Origin of the sequence: Raskinella chloraquaticus (SeqCode) (genome assembly GCF_021731865.1) — a bacterium.
GTDB lineage: Bacteria > Pseudomonadota > Alphaproteobacteria > Rhizobiales > UBA4765 > Raskinella > Raskinella chloraquaticus.
This window is the reverse complement of sequence record NZ_JAKFWN010000011.1, coordinates 41,516-58,889: the sequence shown is the minus strand read 5'-3', so window position 1 is coordinate 58,889 and position 17,374 is coordinate 41,516. Positions and strand designations below refer to the sequence as shown.

The 17,374-nt window shown below is 61.8% G+C and carries 16 protein-coding genes; 6 read left to right on the top strand and 10 right to left on the bottom strand.

The window, feature by feature from the left end:
• Window position 1: 1 nt before the first annotated feature.
• From mutL to ileS, 6 genes are all read right to left on the bottom strand, one after another.
• Entirely contained in the window at window positions 2-1,762 is a 1,761-nt protein-coding gene (gene mutL / locus ACINK1_RS04765; protein WP_376802237.1) for a DNA mismatch repair endonuclease MutL, read from the bottom strand.
• Between the two features lie 175 nt (window positions 1,763-1,937).
• Complete coding sequence (locus ACINK1_RS04760) at window positions 1,938-3,269, bottom strand: M16 family metallopeptidase (protein ID WP_376802236.1); 1,332 nt, start codon at window positions 3,267-3,269, stop codon at window positions 1,938-1,940.
• Window positions 3,270-3,292: 23 nt separating this feature from the next.
• Window positions 3,293-4,681, bottom strand: coding sequence for a M16 family metallopeptidase (locus ACINK1_RS04755; RefSeq protein WP_376802235.1), 1,389 nt, complete (start codon window positions 4,679-4,681; stop codon window positions 3,293-3,295).
• A gap of 131 nt (window positions 4,682-4,812) precedes the next feature.
• Window positions 4,813-5,676, bottom strand: coding sequence for a hypothetical protein (locus ACINK1_RS04750; RefSeq protein ID WP_376802234.1), 864 nt, complete (start codon window positions 5,674-5,676; stop codon window positions 4,813-4,815).
• 37 nt (window positions 5,677-5,713) lie between these two features.
• Complete coding sequence (lspA, locus tag ACINK1_RS04745) at window positions 5,714-6,223, bottom strand: signal peptidase II (RefSeq protein WP_376802233.1); 510 nt, start codon at window positions 6,221-6,223, stop codon at window positions 5,714-5,716.
• Window positions 6,220-9,294 (bottom strand): isoleucine--tRNA ligase, encoded by a 3,075-nt coding sequence (ileS, locus tag ACINK1_RS04740; RefSeq protein ID WP_376802232.1) that lies wholly within the window; start codon window positions 9,292-9,294, stop codon window positions 6,220-6,222. Before ileS ends, lspA begins: the two co-directional genes overlap by 4 nt.
• Before the next feature lie 280 nt (window positions 9,295-9,574).
• On the opposite strand from ileS, the gene ACINK1_RS04735 reads away from it, so the two are divergent.
• Complete coding sequence (locus ACINK1_RS04735; protein WP_376802231.1) at window positions 9,575-9,865, top strand: DUF1330 domain-containing protein; 291 nt, start codon at window positions 9,575-9,577, stop codon at window positions 9,863-9,865.
• Here the strand turns inward: ACINK1_RS04735 and ACINK1_RS04730 are convergent.
• Window positions 9,862-10,863 (bottom strand): bifunctional riboflavin kinase/FAD synthetase, encoded by a 1,002-nt coding sequence (locus tag ACINK1_RS04730; RefSeq protein ID WP_376802230.1) that lies wholly within the window; start codon window positions 10,861-10,863, stop codon window positions 9,862-9,864. The two genes, ACINK1_RS04735 and ACINK1_RS04730, sit on opposite strands and share 4 nt — an antisense overlap.
• A 223-nt stretch (window positions 10,864-11,086) precedes the next feature.
• On the opposite strand from ACINK1_RS04730, the gene ACINK1_RS04725 reads away from it, so the two are divergent.
• On the top strand, window positions 11,087-11,470 hold the full coding sequence (locus ACINK1_RS04725; protein ID WP_376802229.1) for a response regulator: 384 nt from the start codon (window positions 11,087-11,089) through the stop codon (window positions 11,468-11,470).
• A 75-nt stretch (window positions 11,471-11,545) separates the two neighbouring features.
• Window positions 11,546-12,220, top strand: a complete 675-nt coding sequence (locus ACINK1_RS04720; protein WP_376802228.1) for a protein phosphatase CheZ — start codon at window positions 11,546-11,548, stop codon at window positions 12,218-12,220.
• A gap of 20 nt (window positions 12,221-12,240) precedes the next feature.
• Here ACINK1_RS04720 and ACINK1_RS04715 read toward each other — a convergent pair whose 3' ends face one another.
• A complete protein-coding gene (locus tag ACINK1_RS04715; RefSeq protein ID WP_376802227.1) occupies window positions 12,241-13,119 on the bottom strand; it encodes a TIGR01459 family HAD-type hydrolase in 879 nt (292 codons plus the stop codon).
• On the bottom strand, window positions 13,116-14,474 hold the full coding sequence (locus tag ACINK1_RS04710; protein ID WP_376802226.1) for an EAL domain-containing protein: 1,359 nt from the start codon (window positions 14,472-14,474) through the stop codon (window positions 13,116-13,118). Before ACINK1_RS04710 ends, ACINK1_RS04715 begins: the two co-directional genes overlap by 4 nt.
• Window positions 14,475-14,536: 62 nt before the next feature.
• Between ACINK1_RS04710 and ACINK1_RS04705 the strand changes: the two genes are divergently transcribed.
• From ACINK1_RS04705 to ACINK1_RS04695, 3 genes are all read left to right on the top strand, one after another.
• A complete protein-coding gene (locus ACINK1_RS04705) occupies window positions 14,537-14,923 on the top strand; it encodes a RidA family protein (RefSeq protein ID WP_376802225.1) in 387 nt (128 codons plus the stop codon).
• Between the two features lie 63 nt (window positions 14,924-14,986).
• Window positions 14,987-15,190, top strand: a complete 204-nt coding sequence (locus ACINK1_RS04700) for a heavy-metal-associated domain-containing protein (protein WP_376802224.1) — start codon at window positions 14,987-14,989, stop codon at window positions 15,188-15,190.
• A gap of 23 nt (window positions 15,191-15,213) precedes the next feature.
• Complete coding sequence (locus ACINK1_RS04695; RefSeq protein ID WP_376802223.1) at window positions 15,214-15,825, top strand: antibiotic biosynthesis monooxygenase; 612 nt, start codon at window positions 15,214-15,216, stop codon at window positions 15,823-15,825.
• A 15-nt stretch (window positions 15,826-15,840) separates the two neighbouring features.
• Here the strand turns inward: ACINK1_RS04695 and ACINK1_RS04690 are convergent, their stop codons facing one another.
• On the bottom strand, window positions 15,841-17,190 hold the full coding sequence (locus ACINK1_RS04690; protein WP_376802222.1) for an aspartate aminotransferase family protein: 1,350 nt from the start codon (window positions 17,188-17,190) through the stop codon (window positions 15,841-15,843).
• Window positions 17,191-17,374: the final 184 nt, after the last annotated feature.

Genomic DNA, 17,374 nt, shown 5'->3' with positions numbered 1-17,374 from the left:
ATCAGCGACGCGCGAACAGCCGCTCAATATCGCCCTTGCCAAGCTTCACATAAGTCGGGCGGCCGTGATTGCAGGTGGAGGCGTTGGGCGTCTCCTCCATCTGGCGCAGCAGCGCGTTCATTTCTTCGATCCTGAGGCGGCGCCCGGCGCGCACCGAGCCGTGGCAGGCCATGCGCGAGGCGATGGCCCACAGCCTTGCCTCGAGCCCACGCGCCTCTTCCCAGTTGCTGAGTTCTTCAGCCAGATCGCGGATCAGCCCGGTGATGTCTGCATCGCCGAGAAGCGACGGCGTTTCGCGCACGATGATGGCGCCATCACCAAAGCCCTCGATGACCAGACCAAGCCGCGCCAGCTCGCCGCTCGCCTGCAGGAGCGCCTCGGCAAGCCGCCCGGGCATGTGAACGATCTCGGGCACGAGCAGGATCTGGCGGGCGAGCGCGTCGGCATGCGACATCCGTTCCTTCATCGCCTCGTAGACAAGACGCTCATGGGCCGCATGCTGATCAACAAGCACCAGGCCATCACTGGTCTCAGCCAGGATATAGGCAAGATGCAGCTGTGCCCGTGCAGCACCAAGGGGGAAGGCGGGAAGCGGCGCATCCTCGAGCGGCGCGGGGGCTGCCACTGGCGCAAAGCCGGCAAAGGCCGCCTGCGCAGCCTCGGCAAAGCCCGCGCTTGAGCCCGTGCGCGCGCCTGCGAAGGATGGATACCCCGCTGGCCGGGCCACATAACTATCGAGGCTGGCGGCCAGCCCTGCCGTCATGGCCGGCATCGCCGCATGCAGCGTCTGACGCAGGGCTGACACCAGCAATGCCCGCACATGGGCCGGATCGCGAAAGCGCACTTCCGCCTTGGCTGGATGCACATTGACGTCGACATCACGCGGATCAATCGCAAGAAAGAGAACGGCGACGGCGTGGCGGTCGCGCGGCAGCGCATCGCCATACGCTGCCCGCAAGACGCCCAGAAGCAATCTGTCGCGCACGGGACGGTCGTTGACAAAGAGAAACTGGTCGCGGGCCGTCGCGCGGTTGGCGGCGGGGCGCCCGATAAAGCCGGTGAGCGACAACCCCTCCTTGCCGGCACTGACGGCGAGGCAATCGCCGAGCGTATCGGCGCCAAGGATCGCGGCAAGCCGCGCGGGCAGCGCCTGATCGCCATCTGCCGTGGCGATCCGGCGTGCCGCCCGCTCGCCCAGGCGCAAGGTGAAACGAACAGAGGGCGCCGCAAGCGCGAGCCGCTCAACGACATCGGTGATGGCCGCTGATTCAGCGCGCTCGGAGCGCAGGAATTTCAAGCGCGCGGGGGTAGCAAAAAAGAGATCGCGGACCTCGATTGTCGTGCCCTGCCCGCGCGCCGCAGGATAAGGATCACCCTTGCGACCGCCTGTCACATCGAGCGCCAAGGCGTGCGGGGCGTCAGCTGTGCGGGTGGTGATTGAAAGCCGCGCCACCGAGCCGATCGAGGGCAGCGCCTCGCCGCGAAAGCCGAGCGTGCGGATATCAACGAGATCATCATCAGGAAGTTTGGAGGTGGCGTGACGATCAACACAGAGCACGAGGTCGTCGCGGTTCATGCCGGCGCCGTCATCGCTCACCGCAATCAGCGTGCGCCCGCCATCGCGCACGCCGATCTCGATCGACCGCGCCCCCGCATCGATGGCGTTCTCGACCAGCTCCTTGACGACGGATGCCGGGCGCTCGACGACTTCGCCGGCAGCAATACGGCTCTGCAGGGTTTCAGGCAGCTGGCGGACAGGCATGGCGATTCGCACAAAGAGAGGGGTGCAGTATGCCCCGACCCACCAGCCGGCAACAGGTGCCAGCGGCGAAAAACCTGGAGCAAATGGCGCTTGCGCGGAATGGCCATCCGCTCTTGTCTTATTGTTGGTGCAACCGTTATCGAAAAACCGGTTTCCGCTTTTTCAAGAGCACGCGCTAGCGCACGCCTTTTTCGCCAAGCCCCTGCGGGCGCCCGACCAGAACAAAGAACGGATCGGCGGCGAGAAGGCGCCTGGCGACGCGTCTGGCGTCATCAAGCGTCACGGCGCGGATCAGCTCATTGCGCTTGTCGAAATAGTCAATGCCAAGGTCGTCGAGCTGGAGGGCCAGCACCTGACCGGCAATCTTGGCGGACGTATCAAAGCGCAGGAGGAACGAGCCGATGAGGAAGGATTTCGCCTTGTCGAGTTCATCCTGTGTCGGCCCCTCAGCCGCCATGCGCCTGATCTCGTTTTCCATGATCTCGACGGATTGTGCAGCCTTGTCGTTTCTTACCGATGTCGCGCCGACGAGGAGGCCAGCCTTGTCGAAGGGTTGAAGCTGGGTCCCGACCGAATAGGCAAGCCCGCGCTTTTCGCGAATTTCGACCCATAGACGCGATGAAAACGAGCCGCCGCCAAAAATATGGTTCATCACACTGGCGGCGATGAAGTCGGGATCGCTGCGCTTCAATCCGGGCAGAGCGAAGCGGATGATCGTTTGCGGCGTATCGAGGTCAGTGACACGGCGCTCGCCCAAGCCATTGATTTTCGCCTCAGCAATCGGCCGACGGTCGGATGTCGCCGGGAGGGCGGAAAAAACCTTGTCGAGCAGCGGCGCCAGGGTTGCAGCGTCAATGTCGCCCACCACCGCGATCTTGAGCGTGTCGCGGGCGACAATCCTGCGATAAAAGCCGCGCACGTCATCAACGGTTATGGCTGGCACACTCTCCAGCGTGCCCAGGCCGGGGCGCGCATAGGGGTGCCCGGCAAAGACCGTCTGGTTGAACAGGCGGCCGGCGATGGCATTGGGTTCGGTTTCATTCGACCGCAGGCGCGCCAGAACCGACGCACGGACCCGGTCGAGCGCGCCTTGATCAAAGCGCGGCTCGCTCAAGGCCGCCCGCAGAAGATCAAAGGAGGCTTCACGATTGGCGGTGAGCGCGCGGATGGAGCCGGAAAGCGTCTCGGCGCCGGCCGAAAATCCGAGTTCCACGACAAGGCGCTGCATCGCCTGCTGGAAGGCTTCCGAATCAAGTTTGCCCGCGCCCTCATCGAGAAGCGAGGCCATCATATTGCCCACACCCGGCCGGCCTTCCGGATCCTGTGTCGAGCCGCCGCGGAAGGCGAAATCCATGGCAATCAGCGGAACCGAATGTTCCTCAACCAGCCATGCCTCGATGCCTTTGGGCGAGACAACGCGCTGGATGGTGGTGGCTGATGCCGGGCCGCTCCAGGAGAGGGCAAGGAAGGCAGCGAGCCACAGGGCGCTGCGCGTGATCTTCGACATATACATTCTCCGCTTCATCCGCCTCAGCTGCGTTTGCCTTCAGCCCGTGACAGGGTGCCGGTGACCGAGCGGCGCACATCAAGCCATTCGCGGGCCGCCTTGTTGACGTCCTCGACGCGGACCTTGGCGACGCGAGCAGGCCAGGACTGCAATTCTTCCAGGCTCATGCCCTCCATCAGGCTTGACCCGAAAATACGGGCAACCTGGCTCATGCTGTCCTGCGAGGTGATGGCACTGGCAAGCGAGGCGTTGACCGCACGCGCCACCTCGTCCTCGCTCACGCCCTTGTCGACGATTTCGGCAATGACGGCATCGATGGCAGCCTCGATCTGATCGAAACTAACACCGGGGCGCGGATTGGCTGAAAAAACAAATCGCCCGTAATCAAGCCCTGAGCCGGAAAAACCGGCATTGGCGTTGGCCGCGATCTGCCCGTCGATGACCAGCTTCTTGTAGAGCCGGCCGGTCTGGTTGCCGAGGATTTCACTTAGAATATCAAGAGCCTCGATCGTTCCATCCTTCAGCGTGTTGGCTGAAGGGGTCAGATAACTGCGGGTCCAGGACGGCGTCTGCACCCGCGGATCCTGCATGGCAAGGCGACGCGCAGCGCGGGCGGGCGGCTCGGTCGGGCGCTGGCGTTGCAGGTCACTGTCCGCGACGCGGCGTTCTACCTTGCCATAGGTAGCCTCGGCAAGAGCCTTGACCTCGTCGACAGCTACATCGCCGGCAATCACCAGAACCGCATTATTGGGCGTGTAATAGCGTCGGTAAAAGCTGATCGCATCATCGAGTGTCAGGCCACGCATCTCATGATCCCAGCCGATGATCGGGATACGGTAGGGATGATGGAGATAAAGAGCGGCGGCGGTCTGTTCGGCAAATTGTGCGGAGGGAATATTATCAACCACCTGGCGACGCTCTTCCAGAATGACCTCGCGTTCGGAATCAACCACATCCTTGGTGAGACGCAGATTGGTCATGCGGTCGGATTCAAATTCCATCAGCTGTGCCAGACGGGATTTTTCCGTGCGCTGGAAATAGCCGGTGTAGTCCCATGAGGTGAAGGCGTTTTCCTGCCCGCCTATCGCGCCCAGCCATTGCGAAAAACGGCCGGAGGGATGACGCTCGGTGCCCTTGAACATGAGATGCTCGAGAAAATGAGCGATACCTGACTTGCCCTTCGGCTCATCTGCGGAGCCGACCCGGTACCATACCATGTGCATGACCACGCCCAGGCGGCGATCGGGCAGTACCACCACCTGCATACCATTATTCAGAGTAAAGCTGCTGGCGTTCGGGGCAAAGGTTGATACGGGAATGCGCGCTGGCGTGGCCGCGTCCTGAGCGCTGACGGGGCCCCCGCTGGCGAGGATAAGCCCGCACAGAAATATGACGCGCGACATCATCCGCATGGGAAACCTCCGGACTCAGGATCAAACAGGGGATTATGAACGCGGCATGGCGTGGGCAGAGCGTTAATGCTCCAGATGGCAGCCAGGCGGTCGGGAAAAAGGCAATGTACCGTCCGCGACATTCGCCGCTATCAACCGTTCAACAGCCGTTGCCACCACGGACGATCGTCTTTCTGATTTGGCGCTGGTGCTGGCGATGGCGCTCCGACGGCCGAATCCGGTGCCGGGACCCGCAGGCTCGTCGGCGGATCGATCACCGAATTGCGTTTTGCCGCCTTCGCAGCATCAAGTCGCGAGGTATCAATACGGTCGAGCGTTCCTTCGAAGGTGCTATTGGAGCCGTTATTCTGGTCAATATAGTCGCGCGCTTCGCCGACGCGTTCTCTGCGTACGCGATCACGCACATCGACCGTCTCATCGACTTCGAACAAGCTCCATCCGCTGCCTTCCTCCGGCTTGGTCCACCCACGCTCGAGTTCCTCGCGCGAGAGAACGATGCCGCCACCCTCGAAGCGCAGCTCCCGCGGGGCATTTGGATCAGAAGAAGTTCCCGAGCCGCGACCAGCCTCGATCTCTTCGATCGTCAGACGCTTGATCTGATTATCGTCGAACTGTTCCCGCCGCAAACCATCCCGTTGACGGGCGATGCGCTGTTTGCGTGCTTCATCCGGATCGACCGGCCAATTCGGGTTGGCGGCGGCAATTTCAGCCGAATCCTCAGGCGGGCGCAAGCGGCCGGCAGCCTGCGGCGGCGGCAGAGCCAGCGGCGCGCGCGGGGTATAGGTGATTTTTTCGCGTTGCGGGGGGATGATCCCGGCGCTCGCCAGGGCGCCGCCGATCACCCTCTGCTCAAAATTTTCCAGCGGATCCTCGCGAAACTGACCGTTGCGATCAAGTCCTCCGCAGCCGGCAAGCAGCGCTGTTGCACAGGCAATCAGCGCGAAGCGCGCCTGCCAGCGAGACGTCGGATAGGGGTGACCAGACATATTTCGCATCAGAATTGCGCTCCAGGAACCTGCGGCATCACGAGATTCACATTCCCAACCGCCTGTTATCGGCAAAAACGGACTCATACAGCAATGCCGCCACTCCGGCAACAATAGCTACATCGGCAAGGTTAAAGACATACCAGTTGAGGTCGCTTCCTAAAGCGCGCAAATGCAGCAAAAAAAAGTCCGCGACGCCTTCATGGAGAAAACGGTCGATGGTGTTGCCCAGCGCGCCGCCGATGATGAGCGCCAATGACAGTCGGGTCAGCGCGGCGGGCGCGGTGTTGAGCCATAGCCACAAAGCGAGCGAAATGGCGAGCTGGAGAGCGCCAAGGGTCCACTGGCCGCCTGTGCTGTCGAGCGCCAGCAACCCGTAGGACACGCCCTTATTCCACACCAAAACAACGTCGAGAAACGGGGTCAGCGCGACCGGCTGGTGAATGGCGATGTCATAGCTCCACAGCAGCCATAACTTGCTTGCCTGATCGAGCGCACAGATGAGCAGTGCTGCCGCCAGGGCGCGCGGGGCGTGAGCGCTCCACAGGTTTTTCACGCGGCTTCACCCTGTCGGGCTGTCCATTCGCGCATCGCCACCGCATCGCGCGGGGTGATGTCGGGATAGGCCGGATCGGCGCTGGCGGGGTCGAAATATTTCCACGAACGGGCACATTTGCGCCCGGACGCGCGTATCACCTCGACAGCGATTCCCGCCATGTCGGACAGGCGGAAGGCGTCGGCTGGTCCCTCGCCCAGCCGGATGTCAATCGCCGATGTGATGCACAATTCGGCGAAATCGATCGCGTCGACCTCGCCAAGCAATCTTGCATCGGCGATATAGACGACCGGGGCTGCCTCCAGCGATGAGCCGAGGCGCTTTTGCGCCCGCTCGATTTCAAGCGCGCCATTGACCACACGGCGCAAGCGGCGGGCGGCCTCGAAGCGCGAAGCGAGCGCCGGGTCTGTCCAGAAGGCCTCAACAGGTTCGAAAAGCGCGGTATGCACCGAGCCCGCTTCGGATGGATAGCGGGCAAGCCACGCCTCCTCGCAGGTGAAGACGAGGATCGGCGCCAGCCAGGTTGTCATGGCGCGAAAGCAGATGTCGATGACGGTGAGTGCGGCAAGTCTTGTCGGGCTCGATGCCGGATCACAATAAAGTGTGTCTTTGCGGATGTCGAAATAGAAGGCCGAAAGATCGCCCGTCATCAGGGTTGTCATGACCGCGATCACCCGCTTGTAGTCGTAAGCGGCATAGGCGGCGATCACCTCGCGATGCGTCTCGGCCAGACGATGGAGAATATAGCGCTCCAGTTCCGGCATATCGGCAAAGGCCACCAACTGAGCGGGATCGGCATGGGCGAGCGTGCCCAGCGACCAGCGCAGCGTGTTGCGCAGTTTGCGGTAGGTATCGACGAAGTTTTCGACGATCCTGGGGCCTATGCGCAAATCATCCGCATAGTCGGAGGCAGCAACCCACAGGCGCAGAATGTCGGCGCCCGACGATTTGATGACGTCTTGCGGCGCCACGACATTGCCGACCGATTTCGACATCTTCTCGCCCTTCTCATCAAGGACGAAACCATGCGTCAGCACCACGTCGAAGGGCGCCCGCCCGCGCGTGCCGCAGCTCTCCAGCAGACTTGACTGGAACCAGCCGCGATGCTGGTCGGAGCCTTCGAGATACATCACCCGGTCGCGCCCGCCATCGACGATGCGGTGGATGCCATCAAGGGTCGGAAAGTGCTTTGGCGTGTTCAGCACATAGGAATGGGTCGAGCCTGAATCAAACCACACATCCAATACGTCAGTGACCATCTCATAGGTTGCCGGATCGTGGTCGAAGGGGGCAAGGAAGCGCGCGGCAGCGCCTTCCGCAAACCAGGCATCCGCGCCCTCCGCCTCGAAAGCCGCCGCAATCGCCTGATCGACGCGGGCGTCACGCAGCAATTCCTTCGTCTCGCGATGGACGAAGACGGTGATCGGCACGCCCCAGGCGCGCTGGCGGCTCATCACCCAGTCAGGCTTGTTTTCCACCATGCCGCGTATGCGGTTCTGCCCGGAAGCTGGCACCCATTCGGTCTGGCTGATCGCTTCAAACGCGGTCTCGCGCAGGGTTGGCTGATTGTCACCCGCTCGGCCATCGGCTGAGAACGGCCTGTCCATGGCGATGAACCATTGCGGCGTATTCCTGAAGATAACCGGCTTTTTCGAGCGCCAGGAATGCGGATATTGATGCTTGAGGCGGGCGCGCGCCACCAGCATGTTGGCGTCGATCAGCGCCTTGATGACGGCCTCGTTGGCATCGCCCTTGTCGCCGTTTTCCTTGATGACGCGCTTGCCCTCGAACCCGGGAGCCTGCGCGGTATAAACGCTGTCATCATCGACGGTGAAGGGGATGGCGGTGTCGATGCCGCGCTCGGCGAGCGTCCGGCCATTCGCCATCCAGATTTCAAAATCCTCCCGGCCATGGCCCGGCGCGGTATGGACAAAGCCCGTGCCGGCATCATCCGTCACATGGTCGCCATCGAGCAGGGGGACGTCGAAGGTGTAGCCAAGGGATGGCTCACGGCCCTTCTGCCCTTCTCCCCTCGCGGGAGAAGGGAAGGCGGCGAGCGGATGGGAACAGGTGGTCCGGGCCAGGGCGTCGGCTGGAACGTCGCTGACAAAAGACAGCGATATCTTGGCCGAGCTGGCCACATGTTCGGCGAGCTTCTTGGCGATGATGTAGCGCTCGCCGGGCTTCGGCCCGAAGTCGCGCTCATTGGCAGTGACTTCGTATAGGCCGTACTCAATCTTGCGCGAATAGGCGATGGCGCGGTTGCCGGGAAGCGTCCAAGGGGTCGTCGTCCAGATGAGGATGGAGGCATCCTTAAGCTGAGGATGTTCAGGAATGCTCATGGCTGGAACAATGTTGTAAGCTGGAAGAGGCGCTTCCTTCACCGGAAACTTCACCCACACCATATCGCTCTGGTGGTCGTGATATTCGATCTCGGCCTCAGCCAGCGCCGTCTTTTCCACGACCGACCACATCACCGGCTTCGAGCCGCGATAGAGGAGGCCGTTCTCCTTGAACTTCATGATTTCACGCGCGATCTGCGCTTCGGCAGGATAGGTCATGGTCTGATAGGGATTATCCCAGTCACCCGTGACACCGAGGCGCTTGAATTCCTCGCGCTGGATGTTGAGCCAGTTGGTGGCGTAGGCGCGGCATTCGGCGCGGAAGGCGTTGATTGCAGCACCGCTGGAAAGGTCCGGCTTCGGCTTGCCCTTGGCGCGGTATTCCTCCTCGATGCGCCATTCGATCGGCAGGCCGTGACAATCCCAGCCCGGCACGTAGTTTGAATCAAAACCCAGCATTGATTGCGACCGCGTCACCAGATCCTTCAGGATCTTGTTCAGCGCATGGCCGATATGGATGTTGCCATTGGCGTAGGGCGGGCCATCATGCAGCACGAATTTCGGCTTGCCCTTCGCCGCCTCGCGCAACTTCTTGTAAAGATCGATCTTCGCCCAGCGCTCGATGAGCTGCGGCTCGCGCTGCGGCAGGCCGGCACGCATGGCAAAATCGGTCTTTGGCAAAAAAAGTGTCTGCGAATAATCGCGTTCGCCTGATGTCTGGTCGGTCATGGCTCGATCTGGGGTTGAGCGGTCAAATGGCAGGGTTTGTCATGGTGGCGCCCGGTCGGTCCGCCTCGGGCAGCGCGAAGGCTGCACCCGTCAGACGGAGACCGGGCGGCTAATTCGACACTGGCGAACCATGGCGGACCTCATACCCGTCCTATAGCGGCTGCCGGGCGCTGGCGAAAGGGGCAGGCGACGACAGCATCAATTGACGCCTTGCGATGGCATGCGATAGTGCCGGTGACGCGGCAGGACCAAGCCGCCAAGATCATCGACGGGAGTAGACATGGCCAAGGCTTACTGGATCAGCACCTATCATTCGATTTCCGACCCGGCGGGTCTTGCCGAATACGCCAAGATCGCCGGTCCGGTGATTTCAGCCGCCGGCGGGCGCTTTCTGGCACGCGGGATTGCCGACAAGGCCTATGAGGCGGCCGTCAAGGAGCGCACCGTCCTCATCGAATTCGACAGTCTGGAACAGGCGGTCGCCGCCTATGAAAGCGCGGAATACCAGAACGCTGTTGCTATCGTCGTCAAGGCGGCAAAGCGCGATGTGCGGCTGATCAGCGCCGCCTAATCGGCGGCGTCATCTTCGAGTTTCGCCTGCAGGTCGGTGCGTGGCGCGCTCAGCGTCGCACTGACGGCATGGCGGGCGTCATCAACATCGCGCCCCATCCGGGCCACCAGCGCGTCGACAGAGGCAAACCGCGCCTCATCGCGCAGGAAGCGGCAAAATTCGATGCGGATGGACCGGTCGTACAGATCGCCTGAAAAATCCATCACATGAGTTTCAAGGATGGCTGGTCCATCTCCGAACTGGATACGGCGCCCGTAATTGGCGGCCCCCGCATACCAGGCGCCATCTATCCGCACCCTCACGGCATAGACGCCCTGGCGCAAAACGCAGTTGGCCGGCAGGTTCATATTTGCCGTCGGAAAGCCCAGATTGCGCCCGCGCTTGTCGCCGTGAACGACCTCGCCTTCGACTGCCCAGCGCCAGCCAAGATCGCCATTGGCCAGATCAAGGTCGCCAGCCCCCAGCGCCTCGCGGATGAGCGTTGAGGACACGACACGCCCCGCCTTGTCGCTGAAGGCGTCGACATGGGCGGTTGCAAAGCCGTGACGCTGTCCGGCCTCTTCCAGAAATTGCGGTGTGCCGCCCCTGCCGCGGCCAAAATGAAAGTCAAAGCCGGCAATCGCCATCTGCGCCCGCAGCCCATCACAAAGTATTGATTTCACAAAATCTTCCGCAGCAAGTGCAGCCAGTGCCACATCGAAGGGCAGGGCAATGACCGCATCAAGACCGAGGAAGGTGAGAATGCGCGCCTTCAAGGAGAGCGGGGTGAGACGAAAGACCGGCGCATCCGGCTTGAAATAGGTGCGCGGGTGCGGCTCGAACGTCATCGCCAGCGCCGGAACCCGCCGCGCTTTGGCCTCGCTGACCGCGCGCCTGATCACCGCCTGGTGGCCGCGATGGACGCCATCGAAATTACCAATGGCGATGACACCGCCGCGCAAAACATCGGGCACATCATCGGGGCGGGTAAAAATGCGGGTGCGGGACACGTCGTTCATCTGCATGGCGGGCAAGTCTGGTGCCTTGTCGCCAGGCAATGGTCAAGCGCCCGCAAAATTTGTCACGACATTTCGCAAATAAAAATGACGCCCGTTAACGAAAATTTTGGGAGATTTGCCTAATTCTCTCCGCAACACCCGTATCCACCCCTTCGGGTTGTCGTTTAGTTGTCGAAGAGCTCGAATTGGGGAATTCGGGCGCCCCGCGTACTAAGAGGCCGCCATGGCAGTCGATACCACGATGTCCGTACTTGTTGTCGATGACTACAAGACAATGATCCGCATCATCCGCAATCTTCTGAAGCAGATCGGCTTTGAGGATGTTGATGAAGCCAGTGACGGCACGGAGGCGCTGTCAAAGATGAAAGAGCGCAAATACGGGCTTGTCATCTCTGACTGGAACATGGAGCCGATGACCGGCTACGAGCTTCTCAAGGAAGTGCGCTCCGACGCGACGCTGAACCGCACGCCCTTCATCATGGTCACCGCGGAATCGAAAACCGAAAACGTGATCGCCGCGAAAAAAGCTGGGGTGAATAACTACATCGTGAAGCCGTTCAATGCGCAGACATTGAAAGGCAAGATCGAAGCGGTATTTGCTGAATAAATATCCGTTTTTGATGATCTGTCTTAATACTGCGCCCAGGCAATGCTGTGGCGGTGTGGTTGCGTGGAGTGTGTCATGGCCCGGCTGTCGAAAGCTCATCTGTCGCGTCTTGAATCCTATCTGAAGAACGATGATCGATCCGAGCCTTCACTGCGCGACGTCATGGCGCTGGCCGAGCTGACCACCGAATCGCTGCAAAGCTTCTACTCGCGCTTCGACCGCGAGGTTTACGGCGAACTGGTCGGTATCAGCGAATATATTCTCACCATGCGCCGCGAGATCGCCAGCCTTGGCGTTACCGACCTCAAGGAAACGCGCCTGCCATCAGCGGGCATTGAGCTTGACGAAATCGTCCGCTCGACCGAAGAGGCGACCAATACCATCATGACGTGCGCTGAAGATCTGTTCACCCTCGGGCCGGACAGCGACAATCTCAGCGACAAGATCGGCGATGCGGCTACCCGCATCATGGAGGCCTGCGCCTTCCAGGACCTCACCGGCCAGCGCATCGCCAAGGTGGTCGAGACGCTGAAAGCCATCGAATCGCGCGTCTCGCGCTTTGCCGCCGCCGTCGGCTCGACCGAAGGCAAGACGGAGCTTGATGCCAATGAAGAGGCACGCGCCAAACGCAAGCACGATCTGCTGCTCAACGGTCCGCAATCCAAAAGCGACGCCGTCAAGCAAACCGACGTCGATGCCATGATGGCAGGCGGCTCGGACCAGGACGCCATCGACCGCCTGTTTGGCTGAGCGCGCACCAGCCCTCGGCCCTACCAGGACAGACGCCACATCACAGCGCGTGGCGCGACATCAGCTGCGGCGAACGCGGCCTCAAGCGCCGTCATCTCGAGCTTGCCGGGCTTTCCTGCCAGCGCAGCGTGAATCCCGCCGGCGATGAACAATGCATCGATCTGGTTGAGCGCCGCGCCTTTGAGGTCGGTGGCGATCGCATCGCCAATGGCAAGGATCGGGGCGGGTTTGCAGCGCCTGTCGGCGCCGATCATCCCGAGAAGAGACACCGCCTGACGATAAGCCTCGCTATGAGGCTTGCCGAAATAGCGCACCTTGCCGCCGAGCGCGCTGTAAACGGCGGCGATCGCACCGGCGCAAGGGATGAGCCGGGGCCCGCGCTCGACGACGATGTCGGGATTGGCGCACAGCATCGGCAGGCGGCGCGCACTCCATTCATGGCAGCGCTCGCGATAATCCTCGGCGACTTCTGTTTCATCGTTAAACGGGCCGGTGCACACGATGAGATCGGCCTGCTCGACCGGGACCAGCACCACGTCCAGTGCGTCATAGAGCGGCAGATCGCGATCTGGACCAAGATGGAAAACGCGGGCGCCGGGCTGGCTTTCAAGATAAGACCGCGTCATGTCGCCCGAGGTGAGGATAGCGTCATAGGCCGTCTGGGGGACTGAAAGGCGCTCAAGCATCGCCCTGACGGAAGAGTGCGGGCGGGGAGCGTTCGACAGCAAAAGAACCGGATGGCCGCACTCGCGATAACGGATCAGCGCCTCGCAGGCTGGCGCAAACGCCTGATGGCCATCGTGGAGCACGCCCCAGATATCGCAGATAATGGCTCCATACCCATCCGCCAGCTCGGATAGTCCGGAAATGCTGGCGGTCATCGGTGCTTGCAATCTCACGATGCCGCGCGTTGCGCCACCAGGGGGCCTTCGCTCAACACATCGGCGCGCACCGGGCGGGGCGGCGAAAAGAGATTGCCCTGGCCAAAACGCAGATCAAGGTCGAGCAGATCAAGAACGGTGGCCTCCGTCTCGATCTTGTCGGCGATCAGGTCGATGCCATAGCGGGAGAGAAGGCCGGACAAATCAGCAGGGTGAATATCAGATGGCAAGGCGTCTGTGCGACCCAGAAGGAGTTCGGCAGGTACCTTCAGCAGGCGGAAGCCTCGATCCGCAAGATCGCGGGTATTAAGTCGCAGATTGCGCACATGATCGAGCGAAAAACGGAAGCCAAGCTTGCGGATGGCGGAGAGTGATTCAAATTCGAGCGCGCCGAAATCGGCGTAGGCGGCCTGCGACATCTCGATCACGATGGCGCCTGACAGCGCGGAATTGGCAGCGAGGAAATCGACGATTTCTCGAAAGCGGTCACCGTCCGAGAAGGTGGCGGGCGCAAAATTGACGATAACGCCGGCCTCGCGATTGCGCGCCTGAAGGCGGCGCAGCAGGTGGACGACGCGAAACAGCACGCGGCTGTCGAGGCGCCCGGCCATCCCGGCCTCGGCGACCGCTGGCAGAAAATCATCCGCCAGGATGACTTCACCATGCTCATTCTTCAGGTGATAGACGATTTCATACCATTTCACTTTGCGCTGCGGCAGGGTGACGACGGGCTGCAACAGCAAGTCGATACGCCCGCCTTCCATGGCATCGACCACCATGGCCAGAAATTCATCATGGCCCATCGCCGCGAAACGCCCGCGCCGCTGCGGCATGACCGCTGCCTCCATCGCCGGGGGCGGCGCCATCATCATCGGTTCATCGGCCATGTCGGCGGCGGCAGGTGCCGACAGGGTTTCCAGCAATTGCTGCTGGTCGCTCAGCATTCCGGCAAGCTCGCCGATCTGCTTTTGCGCCGCGTGAAGATCGCTGCGAAGTGCCGCAACATCCTGGGCGGCCGTCACCGCACCTGCCGTCTCGATAACCGCGATGCGGTTGGCGAGCATGGCCACATCGCGCGACAGCCTTTCATTGCTGCGGCTCAGATCATCGAAGGTCCGGGTCGTCGCCTTGCGGTCTTCGCGCCGCCAGGTGGTGAATTGCAGGACAATCAGGACGGCAAATCCCGCCAGAGCAAAAATAGCTGATGATTCGATGCCAAACCGCAAGACAAGAAAGGCAATCGCCCCGATGCTGAGCGAAATGATGCCCATGGCGGTAACGATGACGGCCGATGCCAGAAAACCCATGATGCGCCAACCTGCACTTGGCGGCGGCCATGGCGAGCGCCGCACGCGAATCTCGTATGCAGGCATAACTATCACAGGCAAAGCCTTGCGGGTATGGTGAGGCAACAACAGACGATTGAGGAGATCCGATGATGCTCGAACGGCTCAACCCAGCTTCCGCGCCGCAACCGGCTTCCGCCTATTCACAGGCGGTCGCGCACAGCGCTGGCGCCCGCCGGCTGGTCCTTTCCGGGCAGATCGGCATGACGCCCGGGGGCGAGATCGTCGAGGGGCTGGAGGCGCAGATATCGCAGGCTTTTGCCAATTTCATGGCGATCGTCAACGCCGCCGGGCTTGGCCCCGAACATGTCGTCAAAATCGTCGTCTATATGGTCGCCGGCGGCGATGTCGCGGCTTATCGGCGCATTCGCGACAAGGTGTTCGGCGCATATCCGCCGGCCTCCACCTATGTGGTGGTGGCGGGGCTTGCCGATCCGCGCTTTCTGTTTGAAGTCGAAGGCGAGGCCGTCGGCTGAAGCTCTTGACCGCAAGCGCGCCATCGCCACATAGAAGGGCAGCGAACACGTAAGGAGAGAGCCATGCTCACCCTCAATGTCACCGGAATGGATTGCGCCGGCTGCATGAAGGCGGTCGAAAAGGCCGTCAAGCGCGTCGACCCTCAGGCGCAGGTCGCCATCGACCTGCCGAGCGGACTTGTCACCATCCATGGCAGCAGCGAAGAGCGCGGCGATTTCGAAACCTCGATCACCCGCGCCGGCTACGGGCTTAAAGACGTCGCCTGATCCACAGGCCGGCAGGTTACACAATGTTCGCGGTTCTGTTCGAGGTCGTGCCAAAGGCGGAGCGCTACGACGAATACCTGTCGATTGCCGCCGGCCTGCGCCCGGAGCTGCTGGCAAGCCCGGGGTTTCGCGAGAATACGCGCTATGCCAGCCGCGCACGCGCAGGCCTGCTGCTGTCGCTTTCGCTGTGGGACAATGAAAAAGCCCTGATCCGCTGGCGCACCCATGCCGGCCATCATGCCGCGCAGGCGCGCGGGCGCAGCGCTGTGCTGGATCATTACCGCCTGCGGGTTGGCGAGGTCATTGCCCATTCGGCAGATGACATCGGCAGTGGCCGCAGCCGGCTTGACACCACCGACGTTGGCGCCGCCAAGGCGGTCGTCGTCGTCGACGGCCCTGAGGCCGCAGCGCTGAGCGCGCTTCAATGCCAGCGCGATGCCATCGCCGCAGACAGTGATTGTCTTGAGGCGATCACCGAACCGGGCCGCTTCCTGGCACTTCAAGGCTTCGGCGCGGAAGCCGCCGCCTTGGCGGCGGTGGGCAATACCGCACCGCCAGGGCGCCGGATCGCCATCCGCATCATCCGCGATTACGGGATGGATGACCGTCGCGAAGCGGTGCAGTGGATGGCGTAAAACCCGTTCATATTTTTAATGAACGGCCCTTACGATATTCGCCATTTTTTCAAATATTTCCGCAATCTGCACCTCGCTGACGATCAAGGGGGGCGACAGGGCGATGGTATCGCCGGTGACGCGCACCATCATGCCATGATCGTGGAACGCGCTTTCCATCGCGTGATAGCCGCGCACGCCGGGCTTGCCCTCCTGCGGATCAAGATCAATGCCTGCCACCAGACCGCAGGTGCGGATATCAGCAACCCCGCTCATCCCCTTCAGGCTCATTGCCGCATCCGCCCATTTGGCCTCCAGCGATTTTGCCCGCTCGATCAGCCCTTCCGACTTGTAAAGGTCAAGGGTTGCGAGCGCTGCCGCCACGGCCAGCGGATGGGCTGAGTAGGTATAGCCGTGAAACAGCTCGATGACATGTTCCGGCCCGGTCATGAAGGTGTCGTAGAGATTTTTGCGTGCCATGACCCCGCCCATCGGTACCGCGCCCGAGGTAACGCCCTTGGCGAAGGTGATCATGTCGGGAATAACATCATAGCGCTCCGCTGCCCACATCGCACCAAGGCGCCCGAAGCCTGAAATAACCTCGTCGAAAATGAGCAAAATGCCGTGTTTGGCGGTGATCTCGCGCAGCCGCTTCAGATAGCCGACGGGGGGAGGCAGGACGCCCGTGGAGCCGGCCATCGGTTCGACGATGACAGCAGCGATGGTCGAGGCATCATGAAGGGCAACGATGCGCTCCAGCTCGTCGGCCAGATGTGCGCCCCAGGCCGGTTCGCCGACCGAAAAGCGCTGATGGGCGCGGTCATAGGTGTGCGGCAGATGGTCAACGCCGGGGATCAGCGGCCCGTAGAATTTGCGGTTGTTGACGATGCCGCCGACCGAAATGCCGCCAAATCCCGACCCGTGATAGCCGCGCTCGCGACCAATGAGGCGGGTGCGCGCTGCCTCACCGCGCGCGCGGTGATAGGCAATGGCGATCTTGAGGGCGGTGTCGACGGCCTCCGAGCCGGAATTGCAGAAAAACGCGTGATCAAGGTCGCCCGGAGCGCCCGCTGCCAGGCGGCTTGCCAGTTCGAAGGCCTTGGGGTGACCGAACTGAAAGGTCGGCGCAAAATCCAGCTCGGCCGCCTCGCGCTGGATAGCTTCAACGATCGGTTTGCGGCCATGGCCGGCATTGCAGCACCACAGGCCGGCGGTGGCGTCGAGAATGGCGTGCCCCTCGGGCGTGAAATAATGCATGTCCTTGGCACGGGAAATGAAGCGCGGACGCTTCTTGAAGCTGCGATTGGACGTATAGGGCATCCAGAAGGCTTCGAGATTATTCGGGCTTGGTTCGCTGTGGCGGTCGATATCGTAGGCAAAGGCCATGGCTTGATCCTCGGACAGACATGTGCGGATGGAATGAACCCACGCTAGCAGGACGAGGGACACAATCACAAGGCGCATGACTGGCACAAGGCGCATGACTGGCCAGGCACATGACTGGACAGAGGGGGGATGCCGGGTTAGCGCTGGTCGTCGTCATCGCCGCAAGCGAGCGACACGAGGCAAG

Excerpts from the sequence above, each read along its gene's own strand:
- ACINK1_RS04735 (WP_376802231.1), top strand. The coding sequence starts at position 9,575 with ATGGCCAAGGCTTACTGGATCAGCACCTATCATTCGATTTCCGACCCG.
- ACINK1_RS04700 (WP_376802224.1), top strand. The coding sequence starts at position 14,987 with ATGCTCACCCTCAATGTCACCGGAATGGATTGCGCCGGCTGCATGAAG.
- ileS (WP_376802232.1), bottom strand. The coding sequence starts at position 9,294 with ATGACCGACCAGACATCAGGCGAACGCGATTATTCGCAGACACTTTTT.
- mutL (WP_376802237.1), bottom strand. The coding sequence starts at position 1,762 with ATGCCTGTCCGCCAGCTGCCTGAAACCCTGCAGAGCCGTATTGCTGCC.
- ACINK1_RS04695 (WP_376802223.1), top strand. The coding sequence starts at position 15,214 with ATGTTCGCGGTTCTGTTCGAGGTCGTGCCAAAGGCGGAGCGCTACGAC.
- ACINK1_RS04755 (WP_376802235.1), bottom strand. The coding sequence starts at position 4,681 with ATGCGGATGATGTCGCGCGTCATATTTCTGTGCGGGCTTATCCTCGCC.
- ACINK1_RS04705 (WP_376802225.1), top strand. The coding sequence starts at position 14,537 with ATGATGCTCGAACGGCTCAACCCAGCTTCCGCGCCGCAACCGGCTTCC.
- ACINK1_RS04730 (WP_376802230.1), bottom strand. The coding sequence starts at position 10,863 with ATGAACGACGTGTCCCGCACCCGCATTTTTACCCGCCCCGATGATGTG.
- ACINK1_RS04710 (WP_376802226.1), bottom strand. The coding sequence starts at position 14,474 with ATGCCTGCATACGAGATTCGCGTGCGGCGCTCGCCATGGCCGCCGCCA.
- ACINK1_RS04690 (WP_376802222.1), bottom strand. The coding sequence starts at position 17,190 with ATGGCCTTTGCCTACGATATCGACCGCCACAGCGAACCAAGCCCGAAT.
- ACINK1_RS04760 (WP_376802236.1), bottom strand. The coding sequence starts at position 3,269 with ATGTCGAAGATCACGCGCAGCGCCCTGTGGCTCGCTGCCTTCCTTGCC.
- ACINK1_RS04720 (WP_376802228.1), top strand. The coding sequence starts at position 11,546 with ATGGCCCGGCTGTCGAAAGCTCATCTGTCGCGTCTTGAATCCTATCTG.
- ACINK1_RS04750 (WP_376802234.1), bottom strand. The coding sequence starts at position 5,676 with ATGCGAAATATGTCTGGTCACCCCTATCCGACGTCTCGCTGGCAGGCG.
- ACINK1_RS04725 (WP_376802229.1), top strand. The coding sequence starts at position 11,087 with ATGGCAGTCGATACCACGATGTCCGTACTTGTTGTCGATGACTACAAG.